The sequence below is a fragment of the Curtobacterium sp. PhB137 genome, from assembly GCF_003814955.1.
GTDB lineage: Bacteria > Actinomycetota > Actinomycetes > Actinomycetales > Microbacteriaceae > Curtobacterium.
In genome coordinates, this window is sequence record NZ_RKQO01000007.1 from 89,610 (window position 1) to 115,243 (window position 25,634).

The 25,634-nt window shown below is 71.4% G+C and carries 23 protein-coding genes; 15 read left to right on the forward strand and 8 right to left on the reverse strand.

The genetic code is table 11. The features are described from left to right. Window positions 1–27 precede the first annotated feature (27 nt). Genes EDF28_RS12480 through EDF28_RS12495 form a run of 4 tightly spaced genes read right to left on the reverse strand, consistent with a single transcriptional unit; the run spans window position 28 to window position 4,735 of the window. On the reverse strand, window positions 28–510 hold the full coding sequence (locus tag EDF28_RS12480) for a ribose-5-phosphate isomerase (protein ID WP_123938530.1): 483 nt from the start codon (window positions 508–510) through the stop codon (window positions 28–30). Then, window positions 507–2,249: a dihydroxyacetone kinase family protein gene (locus EDF28_RS12485; protein WP_123938531.1), complete on the reverse strand. Its 1,743-nt coding sequence runs from the start codon at window positions 2,247–2,249 to the stop codon at window positions 507–509. Before EDF28_RS12485 ends, EDF28_RS12480 begins: the two co-directional genes overlap by 4 nt. 11 nt (window positions 2,250–2,260) lie before the next feature. Further along, a complete protein-coding gene (locus tag EDF28_RS12490) occupies window positions 2,261–3,577 on the reverse strand; it encodes an MFS transporter (protein ID WP_207895492.1) in 1,317 nt (438 codons plus the stop codon). Window positions 3,578–3,604: 27 nt separating this feature from the next. Further along, window positions 3,605–4,735, reverse strand: coding sequence for a zinc-binding dehydrogenase (locus EDF28_RS12495; RefSeq protein ID WP_123672438.1), 1,131 nt, complete (start codon window positions 4,733–4,735; stop codon window positions 3,605–3,607). A 105-nt stretch (window positions 4,736–4,840) separates the two neighbouring features. Here EDF28_RS12495 and EDF28_RS12500 point away from each other — a divergent pair, with 105 nt between their 5' ends. Both EDF28_RS12500 and EDF28_RS12505 read left to right on the forward strand, forming a co-directional pair. Then, entirely contained in the window at window positions 4,841–5,653 is an 813-nt protein-coding gene (locus EDF28_RS12500; protein ID WP_123938532.1) for a GolD/DthD family dehydrogenase, read from the forward strand. A 25-nt stretch (window positions 5,654–5,678) separates the two neighbouring features. Beyond that, window positions 5,679–6,641, forward strand: a complete 963-nt coding sequence (locus EDF28_RS12505) for a sugar-binding transcriptional regulator (protein ID WP_111084401.1) — start codon at window positions 5,679–5,681, stop codon at window positions 6,639–6,641. A gap of 164 nt (window positions 6,642–6,805) precedes the next feature. Here the strand turns inward: EDF28_RS12505 and EDF28_RS12510 are convergent, their stop codons facing one another. Next, window positions 6,806–7,330 carry a DinB family protein gene (locus EDF28_RS12510; RefSeq protein WP_123938533.1) on the reverse strand — a complete coding sequence of 175 codons (525 nt, stop codon included), beginning with the start codon at window positions 7,328–7,330 and terminating at the stop codon, window positions 6,806–6,808. Between the two features lie 210 nt (window positions 7,331–7,540). Between EDF28_RS12510 and EDF28_RS12515 the strand changes: the two genes are divergently transcribed. After that, window positions 7,541–9,073 carry an MFS transporter gene (locus tag EDF28_RS12515; protein ID WP_123938534.1) on the forward strand — a complete coding sequence of 511 codons (1,533 nt, stop codon included), beginning with the start codon at window positions 7,541–7,543 and terminating at the stop codon, window positions 9,071–9,073. Between the two features lie 232 nt (window positions 9,074–9,305). Here the strand turns inward: EDF28_RS12515 and EDF28_RS12520 are convergent, their stop codons facing one another. Continuing rightward, entirely contained in the window at window positions 9,306–10,334 is a 1,029-nt protein-coding gene (locus EDF28_RS12520; RefSeq protein ID WP_123938535.1) for a GTP-binding protein, read from the reverse strand. Window positions 10,335–10,391: 57 nt separating this feature from the next. Here EDF28_RS12520 and ykgO point away from each other — a divergent pair, with 57 nt between their 5' ends. Further along, on the forward strand, window positions 10,392–10,514 hold the full coding sequence (ykgO, locus tag EDF28_RS12525; protein WP_022905672.1) for a type B 50S ribosomal protein L36: 123 nt from the start codon (window positions 10,392–10,394) through the stop codon (window positions 10,512–10,514). A gap of 28 nt (window positions 10,515–10,542) precedes the next feature. Further along, window positions 10,543–11,199, forward strand: coding sequence for a histidine phosphatase family protein (locus tag EDF28_RS12530; protein WP_123338752.1), 657 nt, complete (start codon window positions 10,543–10,545; stop codon window positions 11,197–11,199). Window positions 11,200–11,299: 100 nt separating this feature from the next. On the opposite strand, the gene EDF28_RS12535 is transcribed toward EDF28_RS12530, so the two are convergent. Then, window positions 11,300–13,078, reverse strand: coding sequence for a glycerol-3-phosphate dehydrogenase/oxidase (locus tag EDF28_RS12535; protein ID WP_123938536.1), 1,779 nt, complete (start codon window positions 13,076–13,078; stop codon window positions 11,300–11,302). A gap of 191 nt (window positions 13,079–13,269) precedes the next feature. Here EDF28_RS12535 and EDF28_RS12540 point away from each other — a divergent pair, with 191 nt between their 5' ends. From EDF28_RS12540 to ald, 4 genes are all read left to right on the forward strand, one after another. Further along, complete coding sequence (locus EDF28_RS12540) at window positions 13,270–14,232, forward strand: sugar-binding transcriptional regulator (RefSeq protein ID WP_165901120.1); 963 nt, start codon at window positions 13,270–13,272, stop codon at window positions 14,230–14,232. Between the two features lie 49 nt (window positions 14,233–14,281). After that, a complete protein-coding gene (locus tag EDF28_RS12545; RefSeq protein WP_123938537.1) occupies window positions 14,282–15,241 on the forward strand; it encodes an AraC family transcriptional regulator in 960 nt (319 codons plus the stop codon). A gap of 53 nt (window positions 15,242–15,294) precedes the next feature. Beyond that, the gene (locus tag EDF28_RS12550; RefSeq protein WP_123938538.1) at window positions 15,295–16,683 is read left to right on the forward strand and encodes an FAD-binding oxidoreductase; all 1,389 of its coding nucleotides are present in this window, start codon (window positions 15,295–15,297) and stop codon (window positions 16,681–16,683) included. 128 nt (window positions 16,684–16,811) lie between these two features. Next, complete coding sequence (ald, locus tag EDF28_RS12555) at window positions 16,812–17,912, forward strand: alanine dehydrogenase (protein WP_123938539.1); 1,101 nt, start codon at window positions 16,812–16,814, stop codon at window positions 17,910–17,912. A gap of 101 nt (window positions 17,913–18,013) precedes the next feature. Here ald and EDF28_RS12560 read toward each other — a convergent pair whose 3' ends face one another. Beyond that, on the reverse strand, window positions 18,014–18,814 hold the full coding sequence (locus EDF28_RS12560; RefSeq protein WP_123938540.1) for a tryptophan-rich sensory protein: 801 nt from the start codon (window positions 18,812–18,814) through the stop codon (window positions 18,014–18,016). A 164-nt stretch (window positions 18,815–18,978) separates the two neighbouring features. Between EDF28_RS12560 and EDF28_RS12565 the strand changes: the two genes are divergently transcribed. The 6 genes from EDF28_RS12565 (at window position 18,979) to sufU (ending at window position 25,628) form a co-directional block, all read left to right on the forward strand. Beyond that, window positions 18,979–19,962 (forward strand): magnesium and cobalt transport protein CorA, encoded by a 984-nt coding sequence (locus tag EDF28_RS12565; RefSeq protein WP_243698069.1) that lies wholly within the window; start codon window positions 18,979–18,981, stop codon window positions 19,960–19,962. A gap of 14 nt (window positions 19,963–19,976) precedes the next feature. Next, window positions 19,977–22,091, forward strand: coding sequence for an alpha-galactosidase (locus tag EDF28_RS12570; RefSeq protein WP_185094236.1), 2,115 nt, complete (start codon window positions 19,977–19,979; stop codon window positions 22,089–22,091). Window positions 22,092–22,162: 71 nt separating this feature from the next. Then, window positions 22,163–23,446: a chloride channel protein gene (locus EDF28_RS12575; RefSeq protein ID WP_123338757.1), complete on the forward strand. Its 1,284-nt coding sequence runs from the start codon at window positions 22,163–22,165 to the stop codon at window positions 23,444–23,446. A gap of 54 nt (window positions 23,447–23,500) precedes the next feature. Then, the gene (locus EDF28_RS12580; protein ID WP_395875205.1) at window positions 23,501–23,755 is read left to right on the forward strand and encodes an antitoxin; all 255 of its coding nucleotides are present in this window, start codon (window positions 23,501–23,503) and stop codon (window positions 23,753–23,755) included. Window positions 23,756–23,889: 134 nt separating this feature from the next. After that, window positions 23,890–25,182 (forward strand): aminotransferase class V-fold PLP-dependent enzyme, encoded by a 1,293-nt coding sequence (locus EDF28_RS12585; protein ID WP_123938764.1) that lies wholly within the window; start codon window positions 23,890–23,892, stop codon window positions 25,180–25,182. Further along, window positions 25,179–25,628: a Fe-S cluster assembly sulfur transfer protein SufU gene (gene sufU, locus EDF28_RS12590; protein WP_123291997.1), complete on the forward strand. Its 450-nt coding sequence runs from the start codon at window positions 25,179–25,181 to the stop codon at window positions 25,626–25,628. The genes EDF28_RS12585 and sufU overlap by 4 nt, the downstream gene beginning before the upstream one ends. The last annotated feature ends 6 nt before the right edge of the window (window positions 25,629–25,634 follow it).

Here is a 25,634-nt window from a genome sequence, read left to right on the forward strand (position 1 = left end):
CCTGGTTCCGCGGGAGTGCCGCCGCGCCTACGCCTGGGCGTCGACGCCGGCGGGCGCGCTGCCGTCGTACTCGCAGATGGCCTGGACCTTCGAGGCGCTCGCGCTCGTCCGGTCGAACTCGTAGCCCAACCACTCCTTCGCCATCCGGCGGGCGACCTCGACGCCGACGACCCGCTGGCCCATGCAGAGGACCTGGGCGTCGTTCGACAGGACCGAACGCTCGACGCTGAACGAGTCGTGCGCGGTGACGGCGCGGATGCCCGGGACCTTGTTCGCCGCGATCGCGACGCCGAGTCCGGTGCCGCAGATCAGGATCGCGCGGTCGGCCTCACCCGACGCGACGAGTCGCGCTGCGTCGACGGCCACGTGCGGGTACGCGGTGTGCCCGTCCGCGTCGACGCCGACGTCGACGACCGACGCCACCCGCGGGTCGGCCTGCAGGTCCTGCTTGATGATCTCCTTGTAGTCGAACCCGGCATCGTCCGAGCCGATCACGAGACGGTACGTCATGCGTGTGTTCCTTCCAGTTCGTTCGCACGGGCAGCGAGGACTTCGCCGACCCGCGTGAGGATCATCCCCATCGAGGTGGCACCCGCGTCGGGTGTCCCCAGGCTCTTCTCCGCCAGCGGCCGGGCACGCCCGACCTTCGGCGTGAGGTCGGCTGTCTTGTCGGCCTCGTCACGAGCGACTTCCGCTGCAGCCTGCCACGCGTCGGTGAGCGAGGAGCCAGCCGACACCGAGGTCCGCAGTGCATCCACGAACGGCAGCAGTGCGTCGAGCAGCGTCTTGTCCCCGCGGGACGCCCCGCCCAGGTGGACGATCGAGTCGGCGAAGGCCTGTGCGGCCTCCACGACGTCGGACGCCTCGTACGCGGAGCGGTCGTCGCGCAGCGACCGTCCGAAGGCCTCGAGTGCCGCACCCCACAGGACTCCCGAGGTGCCGCCCGCGAACTCGGCCCACGCGTCACCGGCGCGTCCGAGGACGAAGGCGACCCCTGCCTCCTGGCCGACCCGGTCGACTGCCTTCCGAGCCGCGCCGATCCCCTTGACCATGCCGCGTCCGTGGTCGCCGTCGCCGGCGACGGCGTCGATGCGGCCGAGCTCCTCCTCGTGCTCCCGCAGGAGCGCGTCGATCGCCTCGATCGCGTCGCGTGCCGTCTGCGCGGCCTGCCGGGAGGCATCACTCGCGTCCGGCACGACCGTCGCCTCGTCCTCGGCGTCGTCCACCGCGTCGGCCGGCAGCAACGCTGCGATCGGCGCGGCCGCCTTGCGGTACGCGGGCGTGTAGGTGTCGGCACGCCACAGGGGGTCGAGCTCGTCGTCGAGCCACTGCAGGGTCAGCGAGCAGCCGCCCATGTCGAGGCTCGTGACGAGTTCACCGACCTCGGGTTCGACGATCTCGAGGCCGGCGTCCCGCAGCAGCGGGAGGACGCGTCCCCAGAGCAGGAACAGTTCCTCGTACTTCGTGTCGCCGAGGCCGTTCAGGATCGGGGCGACCCGGGTACCCGCGTTCGCCGGTCGGTCGGCGAGCAGCCGTTCGACGAGCAGCCCCGCGAGGTCGGTCGCGCGGAGCAGTGGGACGTCCTCGATGCCGGGCTCGCCGTGGATGCCGAGCCCGAGTCCGAGGTGGCCGTCGGGCACGGTGAAGAGCGGCTCGGTGGCGCCGGGCATGGTGCACCCGGAGAACGCGACACCGATCGTGCGGGTGGCGGCGTTGCTGGCGTTGCCGAGGCGCTCGACTTCGTCGAGGTCCGCGCCCGCGGCGGCCGCGGCACCCATCGCCTTGAAGACCGAGAAGTCCCCGGCGATGCCACGGCGCTTCGACTCCTCGTCGGCGCTCGCGATGTCGTCCGTGACCACGACGATCCGGGTGTCGATGCCCTCGGCACGCAGCCGCTCGGCGGCGAGCCCGAAGTTCATCGTGTCCCCGGCGTAGTTGCCGAACGACAGCACGACGCCCTTCCCCTGGTCGGCCGCCTTGGCGACCGAGTACACCTGCGCGGTGGACGGCGAGGTGAAGACGTTGCCGACGACGGCGCCGGTGGCGAACCCCGGGCCGACGATCCCGCAGAACGCGGGGTAGTGGCCGGAACCGCCGCCGACGACCACCGCGACCTGGGGGTCGGCGCCGTCGGTGGGCAGGGTGACGACGCCGCCGTGGACGCCGCGGACGCGGTCGGCGTAGAGCGCGAGCCAGCCGGCGAGCTGGTCCTCGGCGAACTCGTCGGGGGCGTCGTGGATCGTGGTCATGCTGGAGTCCTTCAGTGGGAGGTGCGGGTGCCCTGCGGCACCTTGAGGAAGTGGATCATCACGAACGCGCAGGCGTACAGGCCGACGAACGTCCAGGTCGCGGCCTGACCGCCACCGCCGAGCGCGAAGACCGCGGCGACCACACCGGTGCCGAGGAACGCCGCGCCGCCGGCCGCCGTCGTGTACATCGCCATCGCGGCGCCCTTGTGCTCGGGGGCGAGCGCCGGCATGATCGCGCCCATCGGCACGAAGCCGGCGAGCAGGCAACCGAACACGCAACCGGCGACGACGGAGAGCACGTAGCCCCAGTCCGACCCGGCGGGGACGAGCTGCGGGACGTACCACCAGGCGATGAGGCCGAGGGCAGACCCGACGATGCCGAACCACTTGACGGTGCGCTGCCAGCCGATCTTGTCGCCGACCCAGCCGAACAGGGCGTTCACCAGGATGTTCGTCGCGTAGACGCACACGGTCATGAGCAGCCAGCGGCTCTGGCCCCACCCGCGCTCGTTCGCGATCACGGCGGGCAGGACGACGAACATGCCGAACTCGGGCGCGGTGTTGATCAGGCGGACCAGGAAGCCCATCAGGATCTTCGGCCGGGTGACGGTCAGACGGATGCCGCTCGTCAGCACCTGCCAGGCGCTCTCTCCGGCCGGGGCGATGCGGGAGAACCCGTTCGGCAGCCGGACGCCGAACAGCATGATGAGGAACCCGATCACGACGAGGCCGATCGAGGCGACCATCGCGCCGGTCTCACCGATCGTGCCGCCGCCGAACACCGGGATGGCGCCGATCGCGAAGAGGGAACCGAGCGTCGGCAGGCCACCCGTGAAGGCGACGTAGAACCAGCCGACCGCCGAACCGTTCCGCTCGACCGGGGTGGTGATGTTCACCCAGACCAGGAACGCGAAGGCGAAGAGCGGGTAGCCGAAGCCCCGGACGGCGTAGGCGACGGCCGCGAACGGCACGCTGCCGATGTTCAGCGCGAGCAGGAAGAGCACCTCGAAGACGACCCAGACGGCGAACCCGAGGATCATCACCCGGCGCGGCCCGATCAGGTCGGAGAGGGCGCCGGAGACGTAGCTGCCGATCAGGGCGGCGAGGCTGTAGAAGGTCACGATCGTCGCGACGGTGGCCTCGGGGCTGCCGAGGACCGCGACCATGTGCGGGGTGATGAAGTTCGACTCGACGCCGTTCCCGGTCATGAAGACCAGGACGGCGACGAACCCGAGGGCGAGCGGGCGGGGGATCCCCATCCGGTCGAGGCGGCCCTCGGCGCGAGGGGTCGTGGGCGCACCGGTGGCGCGCTGTGTCGTCGTTGACATGCTTGCTGACTCCAGGGGTCGGCGGGCTCAGGCCTGCAGGGACGGGAGGATCGAGACCTTGACGCTCGCGCCGGCGGAGTCGCCGACCAGGTCGAGGGCCTCTTGGAACCGCTCGAGCGGGAACTGGTGCGTGCAGATCTCCGACATCGGCAGGGTCTCGGCCTCGAGCAGCTTGATCGCCGCCGGCCAGGTGTGCGGGCCGAGGTGGGCACCCCGGACGTCGAGCTCCTTGTCGTCCGAGATGATCGACCAGTCGACGGAGACGGCGTCCTTGAACACCGAGTACTCGACGAAGGTGCCGAGTTTGCGCAGCAGGTTGAGGCCCTGCGGCACCGCCGACGGGTGGCCGGTCGCCTCGATGTAGACGTCGGCGCCGTAGCCGTCGGTCAGTTCCTTGACCCGGGCGACGGCGTCGTCCTCGGCGATGTTGATCGTCAGGTCCGCGCCGACCTTGCGTGCCAGCTCGAGCTTCGCCTCGACCACGTCGAGCGCGATGATCCGGAGCGGGTTCTTCTGTCGAGCACCAGCGATGGCGGAGAGGCCGATCGGTCCGGCGCCGGCGATCACGACGGTGTCGCCGAACTTGATGTCGCCCCGCTCGACGGCGTGGAACGCGCAGGACAGCGGCTCGGCGAACGCGGCGACCTGACCGGGCAGGGCGCTCGACACGGGGTGGGTCAGGGCCTTGGCGGGGACGAGCACGTACTCGGCCATCGCGCCGTCGTAGCCCTTGAAGCCGAACATGTCGTGGACGTTGCACATCCAGTACGCGCCTTCGAGGCAGTAGCGGCACTCCCAGCACGGCACGATCTGCTCGCACGCGATGCGGTCCCCGAGCGAGACCTTCCGCTTCGCCAGGGTGTCGTCGTCGCCGGAGACGATCGTCCCGACGAACTCGTGCCCGGGGATGCGGTCCGTCTCGGCCCAGGCGGCGCGGTTCTCGTCACCCCAGAACTTCGCGGCGCCGTGGTAGCACTTCAGGTCGCTCGCGCAGATGCCGACGGCGTCGGTGCGGAGCAGGAGCTCGCCGGGGCCGGGCGTCGGCACGGGGCGTTCCTCGAGCCGGTAGTCGCCCGGGCCGTGGACGACGACGGCTCGCATCGTCGTGGGGATGGTCGTGGTGGCGGTCGTGGCCGCGTTCTCGGTCGTCGTCGACATGCGCTGCTCCTTCGTTGGATGGCTTCGGCGACGACTGTACACCTCGCAGAACGTTTGTCCAGAACACAATTTCTGCTAGGTTCGACCCGACGCAAAGGAGCGAATATGACGACCAGCACCACCCCCGACTTCGCCGCAGCCCTGCGCCCGGGCCCGGACACCGTCGACCTGACGAACGACTTCACCGGCCGCACCGCAGTGGTGACCGGCGGCGCCTCCGGCATCGGGAACGCCATCGCCCGGGCACTCGCCGCACGGGGTGCGCGGGTCGCGATCGTCGACGTCCGTGCCGACGGCGCCACGACGGCGGCGGCCGACCTGCCGGCCGCGGGCCTCCCTGCCGGGTTCGGCTGCGACGTGACGGACGAGACATCCGTGGCGCGCACCGTCGCCGACGTCGTCGCGCACTTCGGTCGCGTCGACGTGCTCGTCAACTGCGCCGGGATCGCCGCACTCGCTCCGGCGGACGAACTGTCCGCCGAGACCTGGTCGAGGACGATCGACGTCAACCTGACCGGCACCTTCCGCGTCGCCCAGGCCGTCGGCCGGCACATGCTCGCCGCCGGGTACGGGCGCGTGGTGAACATCGCTTCGCAGGCCGCGCACGTCGGCATCGACGGGCACGCCGCCTACTGCGCCTCGAAGGCGGGCGTCATCGGACTCACCCGTGTGCTCGCGCTCGAGTGGGGCGGTCGCGGCGTCACCGTCAACACCGTGTCGCCGACCGTCGTGCTCACCGACCTCGGCCGTGCCGCGTGGGCGAACGAGAACGGCATCCGGCACCAGGACGAGATCCCCACCGGCCGCTTCGCCACCCCCGACGAGATCGCCGCCGCGGTGCTGTTCCTGGCGGGGGAGTCGAGCGCGATGGTGAACGGCGCCGACCTTCGGGTGGACGGCGGGTTCACGATCCGCTGAGGTGTGCCGGGGATACGATCGGCGCATGTCCGCCGAGAACCCCGCCGCCGAGGGTGCCCGGACCCGGTTCCCGCTCGACACCGTGTACCAGGCGGCGCGGATGTACTACCTCGAGGACGCCACCCAGGTCGAGATCGCCTCGCGCCTCGGTGTCTCGCGTCCGACGGTGTCGCGGCTCGTGGCCGAGGCGCGCAAGGCCGGACTCGTCCGCATCGAGGTCGTCGACCCGTTCCAGGACGAGACCGTCGCGCTCGCCGAACGGCTGCAGGTCGTGCTCGGCATCCGAGCGGTGCACCTGGCCGCCGTCACGCACACCGCCACGCTCGGCGCCGACCTCGCCGCACCCCTGGCCGCTGCGGTCGAGGGCATGGGACTCGTCCCGGGTGACGCCGTCCTGATGTCGTCGGGCCGCACGGTGTACGACGTCGCACACGCCGGCATGCCGAGCCTGCCCGGCGTGCAGCTCGTCCCGACGGTGGGCGGCCAGGCCGACCCGATGCCGTGGTTCCAGACGAACGAGATCACCCGGACCGCTGCGGAGCACTCCGGAGCGATCCCCGCCTTCCTGTTCGCGCAGGCGCTGCCGTCGCCCGCGATGCGGTCCTCGCTCGACGAGGACCCGGCCTTCCAGCACGTGGTCGGGCTCTGGGGCCGGGCGAAGGGCGCGATCCTCGGCATCGGGGCGCCGACCCCGACGCGCGACGCCCTGGCGCGGGGCGTCCCCGTCGAGGACGCCGCGTTCGACCACGCCGCCGGTGACGTCTGCCTCAACTTCTACGCCGCGGACGGCTCGCCCATCGAGTTCCCCGGCAGCGACCGGATGGTCCGGACCTCACGCGAGGTCCTGTCCGGTGTGCCGCACGCCGTCGGCGTCGCCGTGGGCAGTGCCAAGGTCGGGAGCATCGTCGGCGCGGTGCGCGGGGGGCTCGTCAACGAGCTGGTGTCGGACGCCGCGACGGCCCGCGCCCTGCTCGACGCGCTCGCCTGAGCGGTCTGCTCGGCGCCTGGCAGGTGCGCGTTCCTTCCCAGAACGGGCGCGATGGAAGGCGCTTTCGGGCATACCTGGTCGTTTCTTCGTGGCAGGTACGCCCGATTCCGGCAGGTACGCCCGATTCCGGCAGGTACGCCCGATTCCGGCAGGTACGCCCGAACCTAGTGTGTGCGCCGCACGTCCCAGAGGTGGTGGACGGGGTCGTGCGCGTAGTACGTCGCGAGGCTCGCGACGGTGAAGGCGCTGCCGTCCGACCGCAGTCCGGTGCGCTCGAGCTGGTCGTCACGGACCTCGTCGAACGCCCGCGCTGCCCGGTGTGCGGCCTCGCCGAGCTCCCGGACGACGACGGCCGGGTCCTGCTCGCCGTACCGGTCCTGGACCGCGGTGGCGTCCTGGTCCCAGTTCGGGAACGTCGGGGCGTCCTCTTTGAGCATCAGGGCGAGCCGCTCGGTCATCTTCCGGTGCACGTCGCGCACGTGGGCGCCGTACTCGAGTGCCGACCAGGTGTGGTCGTCGGGACGCTCGCGCACGTCATCCCGGCCGAGTTCGGTCGGCCACGCGGTCGTGTTCGCGTCGATGATCCCCGGCACGTCGCGGATCGACACCGTGGTGCCGTCGTAGCCGCACTCGGGGCAGGTGCCCTCGATGACCCAGGTCCAGCTCTTCGTCTCGGGTTCGATCGCCATGCGCCGATGTTATGTCCTCGTTACTCAGCCTTCCGGATCCGCAGGCGCATGCGGATCGGGCCCTCCCCCCGTTCGGGTGACACGCCGCTGCCTGGGAATCACCGGCCAATGACATTTCGGTCGCTCGGTAACGTCGCTCGCTGTTCCTGAGCCGGTCTCCACCGGCCCGAGCCGGTCCCTGCCGGCTCGTCACGATCCTCGAGGAGAGACATGGGCTCCGATCCCAGCCATACCCCGACCCGGCCGCACCGACGTCTGCGCGAGAGCGACGTCACCGTGGTCGACAAGAGCATGATGCGCCGCGCGGTGAGCGGCATGGTCGTCGGCAACACGATGGAGTGGTACGACGTCGGCGTCTACGGCTACCTGGCGGTCACGATGGGGAAGGTCTTCCTGCCGACCGCCGAGCCCGCCGTGCAGATCCTGTTCAGCCTCGGTGTCTTCGCTGCGACGTACATCGCCCGTCCGCTCGGCGGCATCGTCTTCGGCCGTCTCGGCGACCGCATCGGGCGCCAGAAGGTGCTCGCGACGACGCTCATCATGATGGCGGCGTCGACGTTCCTCATCGGAGCGCTGCCCGCCTACGCGACGATCGGGGTGTTCGCACCGATCGTGCTGGTCGTGCTGAAGCTGGCGCAGGGGTTCTCCACCGGCGGTGAGTACGCCGGTGCGACGACCTTCGTGACCGAGTACGCCCCGGACCGTCGCCGCGGGTTCTTCGCGAGCATCCTGGACTTCGGCAGCTACCTGGGCTTCGCGCTCGGAGCGACCGTGGTCTCGGTGCTGCAGATCACCCTCGGCGAGGACGCGATGGTCGCCTACGGCTGGCGCTTCCCGTTCCTGGCGGCCGGTGTGATCGGCGTCGTCGCGATCTGGTTCCGTCTGCGCATCGAGGAGTCGCCGGTGTTCCAGGCGACCCAGGCGGCGCAGGAGGCCGCGTCCGAGACCCGCGCGTCCTTCGACGGAGAGCGTCCCGCGAACGTGCTCGTGATGGTCCGGGACCACTGGCGGCCGATCGTCATCGCGATCATGCTCGTCGCGGCGTCGAACACCGTCGGGTACGCCCTGACCTCGTACATGCCGACCTACCTGACCGACTCGCTCGGGTACTCGCCGCTCGACGGCACACTGCTGACGATCCCGGTGCTCCTGCTGCTGGCGGTCATGCTCCCGCTCACCGGCAAGCTGTCCGACAAGCTCGGTCGACGCGTCGTGATGTGGATCGGTGCCGCGACGACCGTGGTGCTCGTCGTGCCGGCGTTCATGCTGATCGGGCACGGTGCGCAGTGGTCCACGCTGGCCGGACTCGGGCTGCTCGCACTGATGACCGCGCTGTGGGTGTCGAACCAGGCGGCGTCGCTGCCGGCGCTGTTCCCGACCTCGACGCGGTACGGCGGTATGGGCTTCGCCTACAACATCGCCATCGCGGTCTTCGGTGGGACCACACCCCTGATCGTGCAGGCGCTGCTCACCGTGACCGGGGACGAGCTCGCTCCGGCGTACTTCCTGATGGCGATGAGCGTCGTCGGCGCGATCGGTGTCTTCTGCATGAAGGAGTCCTCGCGCCGTCCGCTGCCGGGTTCGATGCCGGCGGTGGAGACCGAGGCCGAGGCGAAGGAGCTCGTGCTCACGCAGGACACGAACCCGAACCTGGACCTGGGGGACCTGCCGTTCGCCGCGCAGGACGCTGCCGCCCGGGCCGCGGGCGACGCCGCCGAAGCCGAGGCCGTGCCGACGCGCTGACCCTGGGGGCGCTCGCGACGTGACCACGGACGGGAGGCGCGGTGCAGGTCCGACCTGCACCCCGCCTCCCGTCTGTGCGTGCGCATGCTGCGACGATCCACGCGTCGATCGACTCGTGTTCTGTCGGAAGATGCGCACGCACCGGATGCGTGCACATGCTGCGACGATCCACGCGTCGATCGACTCGTGTCCTGTCGGAAGATGCGCACGCACGCACCCGCGCGCACCCGCCTCACTCGTGCCGGTGCTCCGACGCCGGGTCCACCGCCGGCCACACGGGGAACGGGTCCGCCCACCCGCGCCACAGATCCGGCCCGGCCAGCAGCTCCGGCGGCGTGAGCAGCGCCCCGTCGAGGGCCCGTTCGATCGCCCGCACGTCGAGCCGCTCGCCGACGAACCACAGCGCCTGCCCGATCGGGGCGTCGGCGTCCCACGACGGGTTCGCGGTGGGGTCGAGCGCGAGCATCGCCCCGAAGCTCGACCACGAGCCGACGTGGTCCGGGCGTGATGCCAGCCGGAAGAACCCCTTCGAGCGGAGCACCCGGCCCGAGGCCCCGGCGGCCAGGTCTCGCTCGATCACGGTGGCCAGCCGCCCTGGGTGGAACGGCAGCGGCTCCCGGTAGCGCATCGCGACCAGGTCGTCGCGGGCGTCCCGGCCGGTGTCGGCGCCGCTCGACAGGGCGCGCATCCACCCGGCACCCGAGGCCAGGACCCGAGCGGCCCCGCCGTTCGACGCGGGCAGGTCGCGCGCGGTCCGGAGTGCGGGCAGCGCCACGATCACGGCCTGCGGCGCGAGCCGGTGCAGCAGTGCGACCAGTGCGCGACGGCGGCGCAGGGACAGTGGCGCGAGACGGTCGAGCGCGATGACGGTCGCGTACTCGACGAGGGACGCCACCCGGTCGGCGGCCACGAACGCGTCGTCGACGTCGGACCACAGCAGGTGGGCGACGTCGTCGGCGCGCAGTACCCCGACCACGTGCCGGAGCAGCCGGTCGTCGCCGGTCTCGCTCCGGGCGGCGTTCGCGAGCATCATGCCCACGGCGCGGGCGTCGGAGCCGGGCTGCAGCGTGACGACGAGGCCGTGGTCGGCGTCGGGTCCGCAGGCGCGGTCGAGGTGGTCGGCCCGCTCGGCGACCGCGCGGGCCGCGGCGAACGCACTCCCGTCGACGTGCATCCGGTGCCCGGTGGTGATCCGGGCGGCGACGCGGTCGGCGTCGGCCTCGTGGAGGGCGGTGACGAGGGTGATGGCAGCAGCACGCATGTCGGGTACCCTACCTGAAAACCGTTCTCAACAAGAGAGCGCCGACGGAGGAGAACCATGAAGGTCCGCAACTCGCTCAAGGCACTGAAGAAGATCCCCGGCTCGCAGGTCGTCCGTCGCCGCGGCCGGGTCTACGTCATCAACAAGCAGAACCCCCGCTGGAACACCCGCCAGGGCTGACGTCGGCGGTGGTCCGTAGGGTGGATCCATGCGACTGCTGCTCATCCGCCACGGCCAGACCCCCGCGAACGTGAACGGTGTCCTCGACGCCGTGGTGCCCGGACCCGGCCTGACCGAGCTCGGCCAGCAGCAGGCGGACGCCCTGCCGGCAGCCCTGGCGGACCGGGGGATCGAGCGGCTCTTCGCCTCCACCATGGTCCGGACGCAGATCACCGCGGCGCCCCTGGCGGCGTCGCTCGGACTCGAGCCCGTCGTGCTGCCCGGTCTGCGTGAGATCGAGGCCGGGGACACCCAGGGCAAGAGCGACACGGTGTCCGTGCAGCTGTACATCTCGACGGTGCACGGCTGGTCCGGCGGGGACCGCACGACCCGGATGCCGGGTGCGGAGAGCGGGCTCGAGTTCTTCGAGCGGTACGACGACGCCGTGCGGCAGATCGAGGCCACCGGCGTCGGCGTGGCGGCGGCGGTGAGTCACGGTGCGGCGATCCGTACCTGGGCGAGCGCAGCCGCCGACAACACCCCTGACCACTTCGGCACCAAGCGCCACCTGGAGAACACCGGCATCGTCGAGCTCGAGGGGTCCTTCGCCGACGGCTGGCACCTGGTCGACTGGGAGGGCGAGCCGATCGGTGGTGACCAGCTCATCGACCGCACCGCGCTGGACCCGACCGGCGAGCGGTTCTGACGCGCGATCGCGACCGGGCGAACGGAACGAGACCAGACGAACGACGGGAGGCCCGGTACCAGCTGGTACCGGGCTTCCCGTCTGAATGCGGTCGCGTCGACTACGCGAGCTGCGACGCCGACGCCTGTGCCGTTGCGGACGCCTGTGCCGTTGCGGACGTCAGCGGCACGATCACGCGGTGCGCCTCGCGCAGCACGTCGAGCGTGCGCTGGACCTCGTCCGCGCGCTCCTCGGGCGTCCAGTCGAGCGCCCCGGCGAGCACGTCGGCCAGCTCGTCGAGCAGGTCGATCGTGACACCACCGACGAACGCCAGGTTCGTGCGGCGCAGCACCACGTCGACCAGGTGGACGGCCTGCTCGTGCTCGGCGAAGTACGCGACCTCGGCGCGGGTGAGCGACGGGTCGGACTCGAGCGCCTCGAGGGGGCCGTCGGTCAGGACGTCCACGACCTCGGCCGCACGGGTGCCGTAGCGCTCCAGCAGGCCTTCGACCAGGGACTCGTCCAGACCGTCACGGTGCGAGGTGATCCACAGGGTGCGCTGCGCGTCGGTGGTGGGGAACTCCTTGCCACCGCCGATCGCCATGCCGGTCGTGTCGACCTTGCGGGTCATGCCGAGCTTCGTGGTGGCCTCGGTCGACAGGTGCGCGGCGAGGGCACGGAACGTCGTCCACTTGCCGCCGACGAGCGACAGCACGGTCGACTTCGGCAGCCCGGCGATCTGGGTGTCCACGATCCGGTAGTCACGCGACACGAAGCCGGGGGCGGTGTCCTCGTGGCGGGGGAGCGGGCGGATGCCGGAGTAGCTGTAGACGATGTGGTCGCGGGTGACGTCGATCTGCGGGAACACGTGCTTCACGAGCCCGAAGAAGTAGTCGATCTCCTCGTCGGTGGTCGTGACCGGCTTCGAGGGGTCGGCGTCGATGTCGGTCGTGCCGATGAGGACCCGGCCCTTGAGCGGGTAGATGAGGACGATGCGTCCGTCGTCGTTCTCGAAGAACAGCTCGCGGCCCTTGGTGGCCTCGAGCAGCTCGTCGTTCTGGACGACGATGTGGGAGCCCTTCGTGCCGCCCATGAACTTCGTCTCGCCGCCGAACGCCTCGTTCGTCAGGTCGGTCCAGGGGCCGGACGCGTTGACGACGACCTCGGCGGTGAACACGAACTCCTCGCCGGTCTCGCGGTCACGCAGCAGCACGCCGCCGTCGCGGGTGCCAGCTGCCTCGACGTAGTTCGTCGCGCGGGCGGTCGCGGCGGAGCCGGTTCCGGTGCCCGCGGCGATGCCGTCCTTGAGGACGTCGAGGGCCAGGCGCTCGGGCTCGTGCACGCTCGCGTCGTAGTAGGTGCCCGTGTACTTCAGGTCCTTGTTGAGGGCGGGCATGTCCTCGAGCGCGGCCTTCTTGGTGCGGAAGACGTGCTTCGGGACGGAGCCGCCGTCGCGCGAGAAGGAGTCGTAGATCGTCATGCCGATCTTGATGAGCATCGCGCCGCGCTCCTTGGTGGAGCGCTGCTTGTGCGTCAGCATGCGCAGCGGGGCGTTCATGATGCCGGAGAACGTCGAGAAGATCGGCATCGTCGTCTGCAGCGGCTTGACGTAGTGCGGGGCGATGCGGATGAGGCCGTTGCGCTCCTGGACGCTCTCGCGCACCAGGCGGAACTCGCCGTTCTCGAGGTAGCGGATGCCGCCGTGGATCATGTGGCTCGACGCAGCGGACGCACCGGAGGCGTAGTCGCCGCGCTCGACCAGGGCGACGTCGACGCCCTGCAGCGCGAGGTCGCGGAACGTGGCGATGCCGTTGATGCCGCCGCCGACGACGAGGACCTGCGCGTTCGGGCGCTCGGTGAGGGCGGTCACCGTGTTCCGGGGCTGTGTCTTCTTCGACATGGTTCGTCGCTTCCTTCGTCTGTTCTCGTGGTCAGGATCGATCGTGCGCCGGTTTGGGAGGTCGGGCAACTTGCGTGCACGAACGTGCAGCACACGTGTCGTGCACTCGGATCCGGGGGCCGGGAGGCGCGACAGGGGTTGCAGAGGCCGTGCACGTCCGTGCATGGTTGCGTTCGACAGATCGGAGCACCATGAGCGATGCGGCTCAGCCCATGCGCACGCAGCAGGCGCTGCGCGCCGCCCACCTGTACTACCTGCAGGACCTGACGATGGACGCCATCGCGGACGAACTCGCGACCTCGCGCTCCTCGGTGTCGCGCCTGCTGAAGTACGCCAGGGACACCGGCCTCGTCGACATCCAGATCCGCTCACCCCTCGACCAGGCCGCCGCGCTGAGCCGCAGCATCCGCTCGCGGTTCGGCGTGCACGCGCACGTCGTCCCGGTGCCGGACCACACGAGCGACGTCGACCGCCTGGAACGTGTCGCCCTGTCCGCCGCCCGGATCCTGACGCAGTACGTCGAGTCGAACATGGTGATCGGGATCTCGTGGGGCTCGACGGTGAGCGCGGTCAGTCGGTACCTCGTGCCGAAGACCACGCACGGGTCGACCATCGTGCAGATCAACGGCGCCGCGAACACCCGCACCACCGGCATCGTCTACGCCTCGGAGATCCTGCGGCGGTTCGGCGAGGCGTACGGCGCGTTCGTGCAGCAGTTCCCGGTGCCCGCGTTCTTCGACGACCCCGCCACGAAGGAGGCGCTGTTCCGCGAGCGCTCGATCCGCCGTGTGCTCGACCTGCACGAGCGGATGGACCTGGTCGTGTTCGGTGTCGGCGCCCCGCAGGCCCCGGTGCCGTCGCACGTGTACTCCGGCGGCTACCTCGACCCCGCGGACCGCGACGAGCTCACGAAGGCCCAGGTCGTCGGCGACGTCTCGACCGTGTTCTACCGGGCCGACGGGTCGTGGCGGGACATCGGCGTGAACGCGCGCGCGGGCGGCCCGGACCTCGACACCATCAAGCGCGCGCCCCGTCGGGTGTGCGTCGTCGCGGGCCGGTCGAAGGCCGCGTCGTTGCGGGGTGCGCTGGCGTCCGGGCTCGTCACGGACCTGATCCTGGACGAGAGCGTCGGGCAGGCGATCCTGCAGCCCTGAGTCAGGATGTGACCCGGTTCTGTCGGGGGTGCCGGGTACGGTCTCGGCCATGGTGATCTCGATGGACCGACCGGGCGGCCGGTACTCCCGTCGCGTGGTCGGCACGGACGTCGACCAGGCGCTCGCGTTCTTCGGGCGCGACTACGACTTCCGGGCACCCGCGGTCCGGCGCACCCGCCCCACCGCGCACTGGGACTTCGCCGGCGTCGGCGACGACCGGATGTCGCTGCGGTCGTCGCGGTTCATGGTCGACCTGCGCAGCGAGAGCCAGGTCGACGACGAGTTCCTGGTGGCCTGGATGCGGAGTGGCTCCAGCCGGATCACCTGCGGCGGCGAGACCTGGGCGCTCGAAGCCGGCGCGCCCGTCGTGCTGCCGTTCGCCGAGCCGTACTCCCTGCACCACCGCGACATCGCGCTGAACCTCGTGCACCTGGACCGCGACTTCGTCCGGGCGCTGGTCGGCGAGGACGACTTCGCCTTCGAGCCGATGCAGCGCCCGACGGCTGCGGGCACGGCCGCGTGGCAGGACGTGGTCCGGACGCACTCGTCGACGTGGCTCGACGTCGACCACGACCTCGACCCGATCGCGCAGCGCGACATCGCCGAGGCCTTCGCGACCGCTGCGATCCGTGCGTTCCCGCAGCGCGATCGCTGGCGCTCGACCGTGGCCGGCGGCGGTCCGGAGCACGGCCGCGTCCGCCGGGCGCTCGACTTCGTGCACGAGCACGCCCGCGAACCCATCGGCACACCCGAGATCGCCGCGGCGGCGGGGCTCAGCCCGCGCGGGCTGCAGCAGTCCCTGCGACGGCACCTCGACCAGACGCCCGGCGACCTGCTGCGCGAGGTGCGGCTCGACGGTGCGCGGGCGGACCTGCTCGGGGGCGCGCGCGACGAGACCTCGGTGGCCGAGATCGCCCGGTCGTGGGGCTTCGGGCACCTCGGGCGGTTCTCGGCGACGTACCGTGCCCGCTTCGGCGAGCTGCCGAGCGAGTCGCTCCGCACGCGCTGACCGCCGCGGGGCACCGAGCCGGGGAGTCCACCCGGCGGCGGTAGCGTGACGACATGGACACCGTCGTCACCGCGCTCCGCTCCGCACTGCAGGACCCCGACGGCACCGTCGTCCGGACCGAACCGGGCGTGCTCGACGCCGCGCGGACCGACAAGTCCGGCTGGATCGCACCCGGCGGTCCGGTCGCCGTCGTCGAGGCCCGCACCGTCGAACACGTGCAGGCGACACTCCGGACCTGCTCGGCCCTGGGCGTCCCCGTCGTCCCGCGCGGCGCCGGCACCGGTCTGGCGGGTGGCGCGAACGGCACCGAGGGCACGGTGGTGCTCAGTGTCGCGCGGATGGACCGCATCGTCGAGGTGTCCGTCGAGGACGAACTCGCCGTCGTCGAACCCGGGGTGCTCAACGGTGCGCTGAACGCCGCCGTCGCCGAGCACGGGCTGCGCTTCGCACCGGACCCCGCGAGTGCGGCGATCGCGAGCGTCGGCGGGAACATCGCCACGAATGCCGGTGGTCTGCGGTGCGTGAAGTACGGCGTCACGCGCGAGGCCGTGCTCGGACTCGACATCGTGCTGGCGGACGGCCGGCTCGTGTCGACCGGCCACCGAACCGTGAAGGGGGTGACCGGCCTCGACCTGACGGCGTTGCTCGTCGGGTCCGAGGGCACGCTCGGCGTCATCGTCGGCGCCACGGTCCGACTCGTCCCGATCCCGGCGGGTGAGCCCGCGACCCTCGGGGCCGTCTACCCGTCCGTGCAGCAGGCGGCGGCCGCGGCAGCGGCCGTCGTGGCGGGAGCGGACCGGCCGTCGACGGTCGAGCTGCTGGACGCCCTCGCCCTCGAGGGGATCGCGGCGTACCTCGGATCCGAGGTGATCGTCGAGACGGTGGGGAGCACCGCGGCGGGCGGGGTCTTCCTGCTCGTGGAGTTCGACGGTCCGGGCGCGACCGAGGCCGCGCTGGGAGCCGTGCCGCGCCTCCAGGCCGAGGGCGGAACCGTGCACCTGGCCGGGTCGGCGGCGGAACGCGAGCGCCTGCTGACGATCCGCCGGTCCTTCCACGCCGCGATGGAGTCGCGAGGCCGGGTGCTCATCGAGGACGTCGCCGTGCCGCGCAGCCGGCTCGCCGAGATGTTCGCCCGCGTGGAGGAGATCGGTCGCGAACACGGTGTCCCGATCCCGACCGTGGCGCACGCCGGCGACGGCAACCTGCACCCGAACTTCGTCTTCGACGGCGACGAGGTGCCGGCTCACGTCTGGGACGCCGCTGATGCGATGTTCCGTGCCGCGATCGAGTTGGGCGGGACACTGACCGGCGAGCACGGCGTGGGGGTGTTGAAGCGTCGGTGGATCGGTGACGAGCTCGGCGACGACGTGCTCGAGCTGCAGCGGGGGATCCGACGGGTGTTCGACCCGGCAGGCATCCTGAACCCGGGCAAGGTCTTCTGAGCGACTGATCGCCGAATCTCATCGCACGGATGCGCCGTGCGTCGTCAGGATCTTCGGCCGTAACGCCACCGCAACGAATCCGGCGCTGAATGGTGTGGACGAGAGCACCACCCACGAAGGAGTCTGCGATGCGCATCGGCGTCCCCACCGAGATCAAGAACAACGAGTACCGCGTGGCGGCCACCCCGGCGGGTGTCGCGGAGCTGGCGCTGCACGGCCACCAGGTCCTGGTGCAGGCCGGCGCCGGCACCGGGTCGGCGTTCCCCGACGACGAGTACCGCACCGCGGGCGCCGAGATCGTCGACACCGCCGCCGAGGTCTGGGCGCGCGCCGAGCTGATCCTGAAGGTCAAGGAGCCGGTGGCGTCCGAGTACCCGCTCATCCGTCCGGGCCAGGTGCTCTTCACGTACCTGCACCTGGCGGCCGACCGCCCGCTGACCGACGCGCTCATCGACTCCGGAGCCACCGCGATCGCCTACGAGACCGTGCAGCTGCCGGACCGCTCGCTGCCCCTGCTGTCGCCGATGTCCGAGGTCGCCGGGCGGCTGTCGGCCCAGGTCGGCGCCTACAACCTGATGCGCACGAACGGCGGACGCGGGCTGTTGCTCGGTGGGGTGCCCGGCACGCCGAAGGGCCGCGTCGTCGTGATCGGCGGTGGCGTCGCGGGCGAGCACGCGGCGACGATGGCGCTCGGCATGGGGGCCGACGTCACGGTCTTCGACATCAGCCTGCCCCGCCTGCGCGCGCTCGACGCCCGGTTCGACGGGCGGATCACGACGCTGCGGTCGTCGGCGCACGCTATCGCGGAAGCCCTGCGGGACGCCGACCTGGTGATCGGTTCCGTGCTCATCCCCGGGGCGTCCGCGCCGAAGCTCGTCACCGACGCCATGGTCGCGGACATGCGGCCGGGATCGGTGCTCGTCGACATCGCGATCGACCAGGGCGGCTGCTTCGAGGGCTCGCACCCGACCACGCACGACGACCCGACGTTCGCGGTGCACGACACCGTGTACTACTGCGTGGCGAACATGCCCGGCGCCGTCCCGCGCACGAGCACGATCTCGCTGACGAACGCGACGCTGCCGTACGCGATCGCGATCGCCGACCGCGGGTGGGAGGCCGCGCTGGCCGCCGACCCGTCGCTCGCCCTCGGCCTGAACGTGCACGCCGGCCAGGTCACGAACGAGGCCGTGGCGGCCGCGCACGGCCTCGTGGCGTCGGCGCGGTAGGCCGGCCGCCTGCGGGCCCGGCGCTGGCGCGCGTTGTTTCGCGCTCAGCGACAGTTCACGCAGCCTCGCGGCCGTGAACTGTCGCTGAGCGCGAATGTTGGCTACGCCGTGCGCGCCGCCAGGCCACGCGCGCCGGACCACCCCGCACGCGCCCGCACGGCGACCGTCACCACGACGACCGCGGCGGCTGCGACCACCGCGGCCACGGCGGTCGGCGTCGACACCAGCGGACCGTCGAGCCGCGCGACCGCCACCCAGGCCAGCCCCCAGGCCAGGGAGAGCATCGGCGCCAGGCGACCCCGACCCCACACCGCCAGCAGCAGCCCGACGAGCCCGGCCACCGCTGCGACGAGCACACCCCAGACGTCCTGCCCGAGGTCGAAGCCCCGGAAGCCCGCTGCCGTCAGCACCGCGGCCGTGTTCGCTGCCGTCGCGACGCACACCCACCCGAGGTAGAGGCCGAACGTGCCGTCGGTGACGATCGCCTCGACGACGCCGGAGGGCTTCGTCCGTCGCAGGATCGTGAACGTCCAGATCAGCACCGCGAGCAGGGCCACGATGATCGGTTCGCTCGCCCACAGGAACCCGAACTGCACCGACAGGATCCACGCCGCGTTGAGCAGCAGGGACAGGATCGCCGGCACCGCCAGCTTCGCGTGCCGGTCATCGTCCGACGTGCGGAAGAGCTGGCGGATGGCGTAGGCGATGAGGCCGACGTAGACGACGCTCCAGATCGAGAACGCCGGGCCGTCCGGTGCGATGGCGGTCGACGACGCGGACAGTGCTCCGCCGGCAGCGTCTTGGATCGGCGTCCCGCCGGCCGCGCCGGACCCGACGAACGCCCCGACCACCGCGACGACGGCACTCACGGCGACTGCGATGCGCTTCCAGATCCTCTTCATGACCGTTCCCTTCGTCAGCATGCTGATGACCTGAACCGTAGGCGGGCGGTCATGTCGGGCGCGCAGCGTGCGTTCAGCCTGTGGGGGACGGCGGACTGGAGGCGCGTGGCGGGCCCGCCACGGGCCTGCCGTCCGAAAGCCGGTCACCTGCGTACGGTGGTCGCGTGAGCGTCGAGATGAACACCGTGTACGTCGACCGGATCGCCCCGATGGCGAGTCCGTCGCTGGACGACACCTTCCGGATGCTCGACGAGCAGGGCGCGAGCGCGTGCATCGTGCTGTACCAACCGGACGCGCAGGAGCTCGGCGACGTCGCGGTCGCCCTGGGCCTGCACGAGCTCGCGGTCGAGGACTCCGCCGAGGGGCACCAGCGGCCGAAGCTCGAGCGGTACGGCTCGACGCTCTTCGTGGTCCTCAAGCCCGCGCTCTACAACGACGGGCAGGAAGAGGTGGCGTTCGGCGAGGTGCACGCCTTCGTCGGCGAGGACTTCTTCCTCGTCGTGGTGAAGGCCGACCCGCGCGGCAAGCCGACCGTCCCGCGAGCGCTGCAGCGGATGAGCGGCAAGCCCGGCCTGGTGACGGTCGGACCGCAGGCGCAGCTCTGGGCGCTGATGGACACGATCGTCGACGGCTACGTGCCGGTGATCGACGGGCTGGAAGAGGACATCAACCAGATCGAGGACCAGCTGTTCGCGGGCGAGGCCGGGGTCTCGCGGCGCATCTACGAACTGTTCGGCGAGGTCGTCGACTTCCAGCGTGCGGCCCGACCGCTCATCCACATCATCGAGAACCTGCACCGCGGCGCCGAGAAGTACCACCTGCCGATCGAGATGCAGCGCCGGTTCCGCGACGTCCTCGACCACGCCATCCGCACGGTGGAGCGGCTGGACACGTTCCGGCAGCTGCTGCAGAACGCCCTGACGGTCGACTCGACCCTGGCGGCGCAGAAGCAGAACGACGACACGAAGCGGATCTCCGGCTGGGCGGCGATCCTGTTCGCCCCGACGCTCATCGCCGCCATCTACGGCATGAACTTCACGCACATGCCCGAGCTGACGTGGACCTGGGGCTACCCGCTGTCGATCGTCGGGATGGTCCTGTTCGCCGCGATCCTGTGGGTCGTGTTCAAGGTCAAGCGCTGGTTCTGAGGAAGACTGGGGCCGTGACCTCGTACGACCTCGTCCACCTGACCGCCGGGGGCGTCTCCCTCGTCCTCGACTGCCGTGACCACGCGCTGCCCGCGGTGGTGCACTGGGGAGCAGCCCTCGGGCCACTCGACGACGACGCGCTCGTCGCACTCGCCGACGCGGACGTCGCCCCCGTGGCCCAGAACGAGATGGACGACCCCGTCCGTGTCGCCGTGCTGCCCGAGCCGAACCGCGGGTGGAGCGGACGACCCGGCCTGGCCGGACACCGCGACGGCCACGACTGGTCGCCGGCGTTCACCGTCCGGTCGCTCGACGTGACCGACACGACCGTCACGACCGAGGCTGCCGACGACACCGCGGGGCTCGCCGTCCGGCTGACGATCGAGGTGCTCGTCTCCGGACTCGTCCGTGCCCGGGCTGCCGTCACGAACACCGCCGACGGCGTCTACACGGTGGACGACCTGACGGTGGCGATGCCGATCCCGTCCGGTGCGCGCGAGGTCCTGGACTTCGCCGGTCGATGGGGCAAGGAACGCACCCCGCAGCGCCGCGAGCTCGTCGTCGGTACCCACCAGCGTGAGAGCCGGAAGGGCCGGACCGGTGCCGACGCCGCGACCGTCCTGACGGTGGGGGAGCCCGGCTTCGGCTTCGCCCGCGGTCAGGTGTGGGGCGTGCACACCGGTTGGAGCGGGAACCACCGGCACCACGCCGAACGCCTGTCGACCGGGCGCCAGGTGATCGGCGGCGGCGAACTGCTGCTGCCGGGCGAGGTCCGGCTCGGCACGGGCGAGACGTACGAGGGGCCGTGGGTGTGGTTCGCCCACGGTGACGGGCTCGACGAGCAGGCCCGACGCTTCCACCAGTGGCTCCGGAGCCGGCCGCAGCACCCGACGACGCCGCGGCCGATGACGATCAACGTCTGGGAGGCCGTGTACTTCGACCACGACCTCGCCCGGCTGACCGACCTGGCGGAGCGCGCCGCGGCCCTCGGGGTCGAGCGGTACGTGCTCGACGACGGGTGGTTCCGCGGCCGCCGGAACGACCACCTCGGGCTCGGCGACTGGTACGTCGACGAGGACGTCTGGCCCGACGGGCTCGGGCCGATCGTGGACCGTGTCCGGGCGCTCGGCATGGAGTTCGGCCTGTGGTTCGAACCCGAGATGGTGAACGAGGACAGCGACCTCGCCCGCGCCCACCCGGAGTGGATCATGCAGGCGGACGGCCGACTGCCGATGCGGTCCCGCGACCAGCAGGTGCTCGACCTGGCGATCCCCGAAGCGTACGAGTACGTGCTCGAGCGGATGACGGCGATCATCGGCGAGTACGGCATCGAGTACGTCAAGTGGGACCACAACCGCGACCTTGTGGAGGCCGGGTTCCCCGGTGCCGGCGCGGCGGTGCACGAGCAGACCCTGGCGACGTACCGGCTGATGGCGACCCTGAAGGAACGCTTCCCGTCGCTCGAGATCGAGTCGTGCGCGTCGGGTGGCGCCCGGGTCGACCTCGGCGTGATCGAGCACACCGACCGCGTCTGGGTGTCCGACGACATCGACCCCCTCGAGCGGCAGCAGATGCACCGGTGGACGCAGCAGCTCCTGCCCCCGGAACTCCTCGGCGCGCACATCGCGAGCGGCAGGAACCACTCGACGGGCCGCGTCCACGACCTGGCCTTCCGGGCCGGCACCGCGCTCGTCGGGCACCTGGGCATCGAGTGGGACCTCACCGAGGCGACGGCGGAGGAGTCGGCGTCGCTGGCCGAGTGGATCGCGCTGTACAAGGAGCTGCGCGGGCTGCTGCACGGCGGCGACCTGGTGCGCATGGACGAGGTCGACGACTCCCGGCTCGTGTACGGCACGGTCACGCCGGACCGGCAGCAGGCCGTCTTCTTCCTGGCGAGCATCGGGCGGTCTGAGGTGTCCGGCACCGGTCGGGTCACCTTCCGCGACCTCGACCCGGACGTCTCGTACCGCGTCGACCCGATCGTGGTCGGTGACGGGCACGGGATCGTCCGGCCGGACTGGTGGAGCGGCGCACGGGTGTTCAGCGGTCGGGTGCTCGGCACGGTCGGCCTGCACCCGCCGCTCATGCCCGCCGACTGCGTGGTCCCGTTCCGTCTGACGGCCGTCTGACGGCCGTCTGACGGCAGGTGGGACGACCGGGAGGCCCGGTGCCGGTGATCGGAGCCGCTAGGGTTTCCGACATGCCGCGCTCCGGACACGCGACCCCCGTCTGGGCGCTCAAGCTCGCCGTCGTCACCGCCCTGGTGGGCGTCTCCGGCGGTATCGCCGGCATCGCCGTGTGGCTCGCGCTGCAGCTCATCCAGTTCGTGGCCTTCGGGTACGGCTTCGGTGGGCACCTCGAGGCGGCGGACGCACCGTCGGCGCTGAACCGGTTCCTCGCCCTCGTGGCCGCCGGTGTCCTGACGGGCTTCGCCTGGTGGGCGCTCCGGCGCTGGGGGCGTCCGATCGTGTCGGTCACCGCGGCGGTCGGCGGCAAGCGGATGCCCGCACTCGCGACCCTGGCGAACGCCGGCGTGCAGATCCTGGCGGTCGGTCTCGGCGCCTCGATCGGCAAGGAGGTCGCGCCGCGCGAGGTCGGCGCCTGGCTCTCCCAGCTCGTCACCCGTCGTGCCGGTCTGACCCCGCGCGAGACGAAGATCCTGGTCGCCTGCGGAGCGGCAGCGGGCCTCGCCGCGGTGTACGACGTCCCGCTCGGTGGTGCGCTGTTCGCCGTCGAGGTCCTGCTCGGCGAGATCAGCTTCGCCACGGCCCTGCCCGCGTTCGCCACGAGTGCCGTCGCCGCGTTCGTCGCCCGGCTCGTGATCCCGGACGAGGTGCTCTACCACGTGCCCGCGATGCACATGTCGCCGTCGCTGCTCGTCTGGGCGATCATCGTCGGGCCCGTCCTCGGCCTGGCGGGCGTCGGGTTCGTGAAGCTCACCAACCGGCTGCAGGGCATCGCGCCCAAGGGCTGGCACCTGCTCGTCGTGCTGCCGGTGGTGTTCGCGATGGTCGGGCTCATCGCGGTGCCGTTCCCCGAGATCCTCGGCAACGGCCGGGCGCTGGGCATCGTCGCGATGAACGCCTCGCTCGACGACGACACCGTCGCCGGCCTGGCGCCGATCGTGCTGCTCCTGCTGCTCGGCGTCGTCCGCACGATCACCACGTCGGCCACGATCGGTGCCGGCGCGGTCGGCGGCACCCTGACGCCCTCGATCGCGATCGGTTCGGCGATCGGCGGCGGCCTCGGTGGCGCGTGGCTCCTGCTCTGGCCGGCCGACGGCCCGGGCCTGGCTGCCTTCGCGTTCGTCGGCGCCGCGGCGTTCCTGGCGACCACGATGCGGGCCCCGTTCACGGCGCTCGTCCTGGTGGTCGAGTTCACACAGGAGGGCACCGACATCCTCATCCCGTCGCTCCTCGCGGTGTCCGGGGCGGTCGCGGTCGGGTACGTCCTGGCACGTCGACGCAGCGCACAGATGGTGTGAACACTTCGTCACGTTCCGGGACAGAGGTCGGTTCTGCGGCCTACGATCTGCGGCATGACGGAGCGATGGGCTCCGCACCGAGCTGAGGAGCAGGCCATGGCGGGGTTCGACGACATCACGAAGAAGGCCCAGGACTTCCTGAAGGACAACAAGGTCCAGGACGCCCTGAAGAGCGAGAAGGCCGAGGACATCAGCGACAAGGTCCTCGGGGGCGTCGCCGACGCGGTCAAGAAGGCCACCGGCGGCAAGTACGACGACAAGATCGACGGTGCCCGCGACGCTGCGGACAAGAAGATCGGCATCGAGTAGCCCCACCGTGCGACGGCCCAGGACCCGGCGTGGTCCTGGGCCGTTCCCGTGCCGACTGGACGCCGTCGGGAACAACGGCCACCATTGACGGGTTGCTCCGGACAGCAACACCAGGAGGACGAGACGTGACAGTCGTGGCGCCGAACCAGCCGCTCACCGAGGCCGAGGTCGAGACGATCAAGTCGGACTTCCCGATCCTCGCGCAGGACGTGAACGGGCAACCGTTGGCGTACCTGGACTCCGGGGCGACGGCGGAACGCCCGACCCAGGTCCTCGACGCCGAGCGCCGGTTCCTCGAGCACGACAACGCCGCCGTTCACCGCGGCGCGCACACGCTCGCGGCCCTGAGCACCGATGCCTACGAGGACGCCCGTGCCACCGTCGCCGACTTCATCGGCGCTGCCGGTCCGAGCGAGGTCGTGTGGACCGCGAACGCCACCGACGCCCTCAACCTCGTTGCCTACGGCATCGCGAACGCCAGCCGTGGCCGGGGCGGGGTCGACGCCGCTCGCTTCCGCATCGGACCGGGCGACGAGATCCTGGTCACCGAGGCCGAGCACCACGCGAACCTCGTGCCCTGGCAGGAACTCGCCGCGCTGACCGGTGCGACGCTCCGCTGGGTCCCGGTCGCCGACGACGGCACCTGGACCGCCGAGGACGCCGCGGCCCTGATCACCGACCACACCAAGGTCGTCGCGTTCGCGCACGTCTCGAACGTCACCGGCATGGTCGCCCCCGTCGAGCAGATCGTCGGTCTCGCCCACGCCCGCGGCGCACTGGTCGTCCTCGACGCCTGCCAGTCCGCGCCGCACCGGCCGCTCGACGTGCAGGAGCTCGGCGTCGACTTCGCCGCGTTCTCCGGGCACAAGATGCTCGGCCCGAACGGCATCGGCGTGCTCTGGGGCCGCAGCGAGCTGTTGAACGCGCTGCCTCCGTTCCGCACGGGCGGGTCCATGATCACCACCGTGACCATGGAGGCGTCGGAGTTCATGCCGGCACCCGAGCGGTTCGAGGCCGGCACGCAGCCCGTCTCGCAGGCCGTCGCCCTGGCCGAGGCCGTCCGCTACCTGCAGGGCATCGGCATGGAGCGTGTCCGCGCGCACGAGGAGCACCTCGCCCGGCGCATGCTCGACGGCCTGGCCGCCGTCCCCGGCATCCGCGTGGTCGGTCCGCCGGTCGGCGTCCCGCGATCGGGCCTGGTGTCGTTCGACGTCGACGGTGTGCACGCCCACGACGTGTCGCAGTACCTCGACGCGCAGGGCATCGCCGTCCGCTCGGGGCACCACTGCGCCCAACCCCTGCACCGCCGACTCGGCCTGGTCGCCACCAGCCGCGCGAGCACCTACGTCTACACGACCGAGCACGACGTGGACCGGTTCATCGCGGCCGTCGGCGAGGTCCGCGGCTACTTCGGAGCGACCGTATGAACTCCCTCGACAGCCTGTACCAGCAGGTCATCCTCGACCACGCCAAGGCCCGGCACGGCGACGGCGACCTGCCCGACGCCGACGCCTCGCACTTCGAGCGCAACCCCACGTGCGGCGACGAGATCACCGTCCGCATCCGTCTCGAACCGGGCACCGACCGCATCGCCGGTCTCGCCTGGCAGGGCGACGGCTGCTCGATCTCGATGGCCTCGGCATCGGTCCTCACCGACATGGCCGTGGGCCGCACGGTCCCGGAGCTCCTCGCACTGACCGACGAGTTCCGCACGATGATGCGCTCCCGCGGCATCGGCGAGCCCGACGAGGACGTCCTCGAGGACCTCATCGCCTTCCACGGCGTCTCGAAGTTCGTCATGCGGGTCAAGTGCGGCATGCTCGCCTGGGTCGCGGCGGAAGCCGCTGCGCGTGAGGCGACGGCGTCCCGCTGAGCCGGG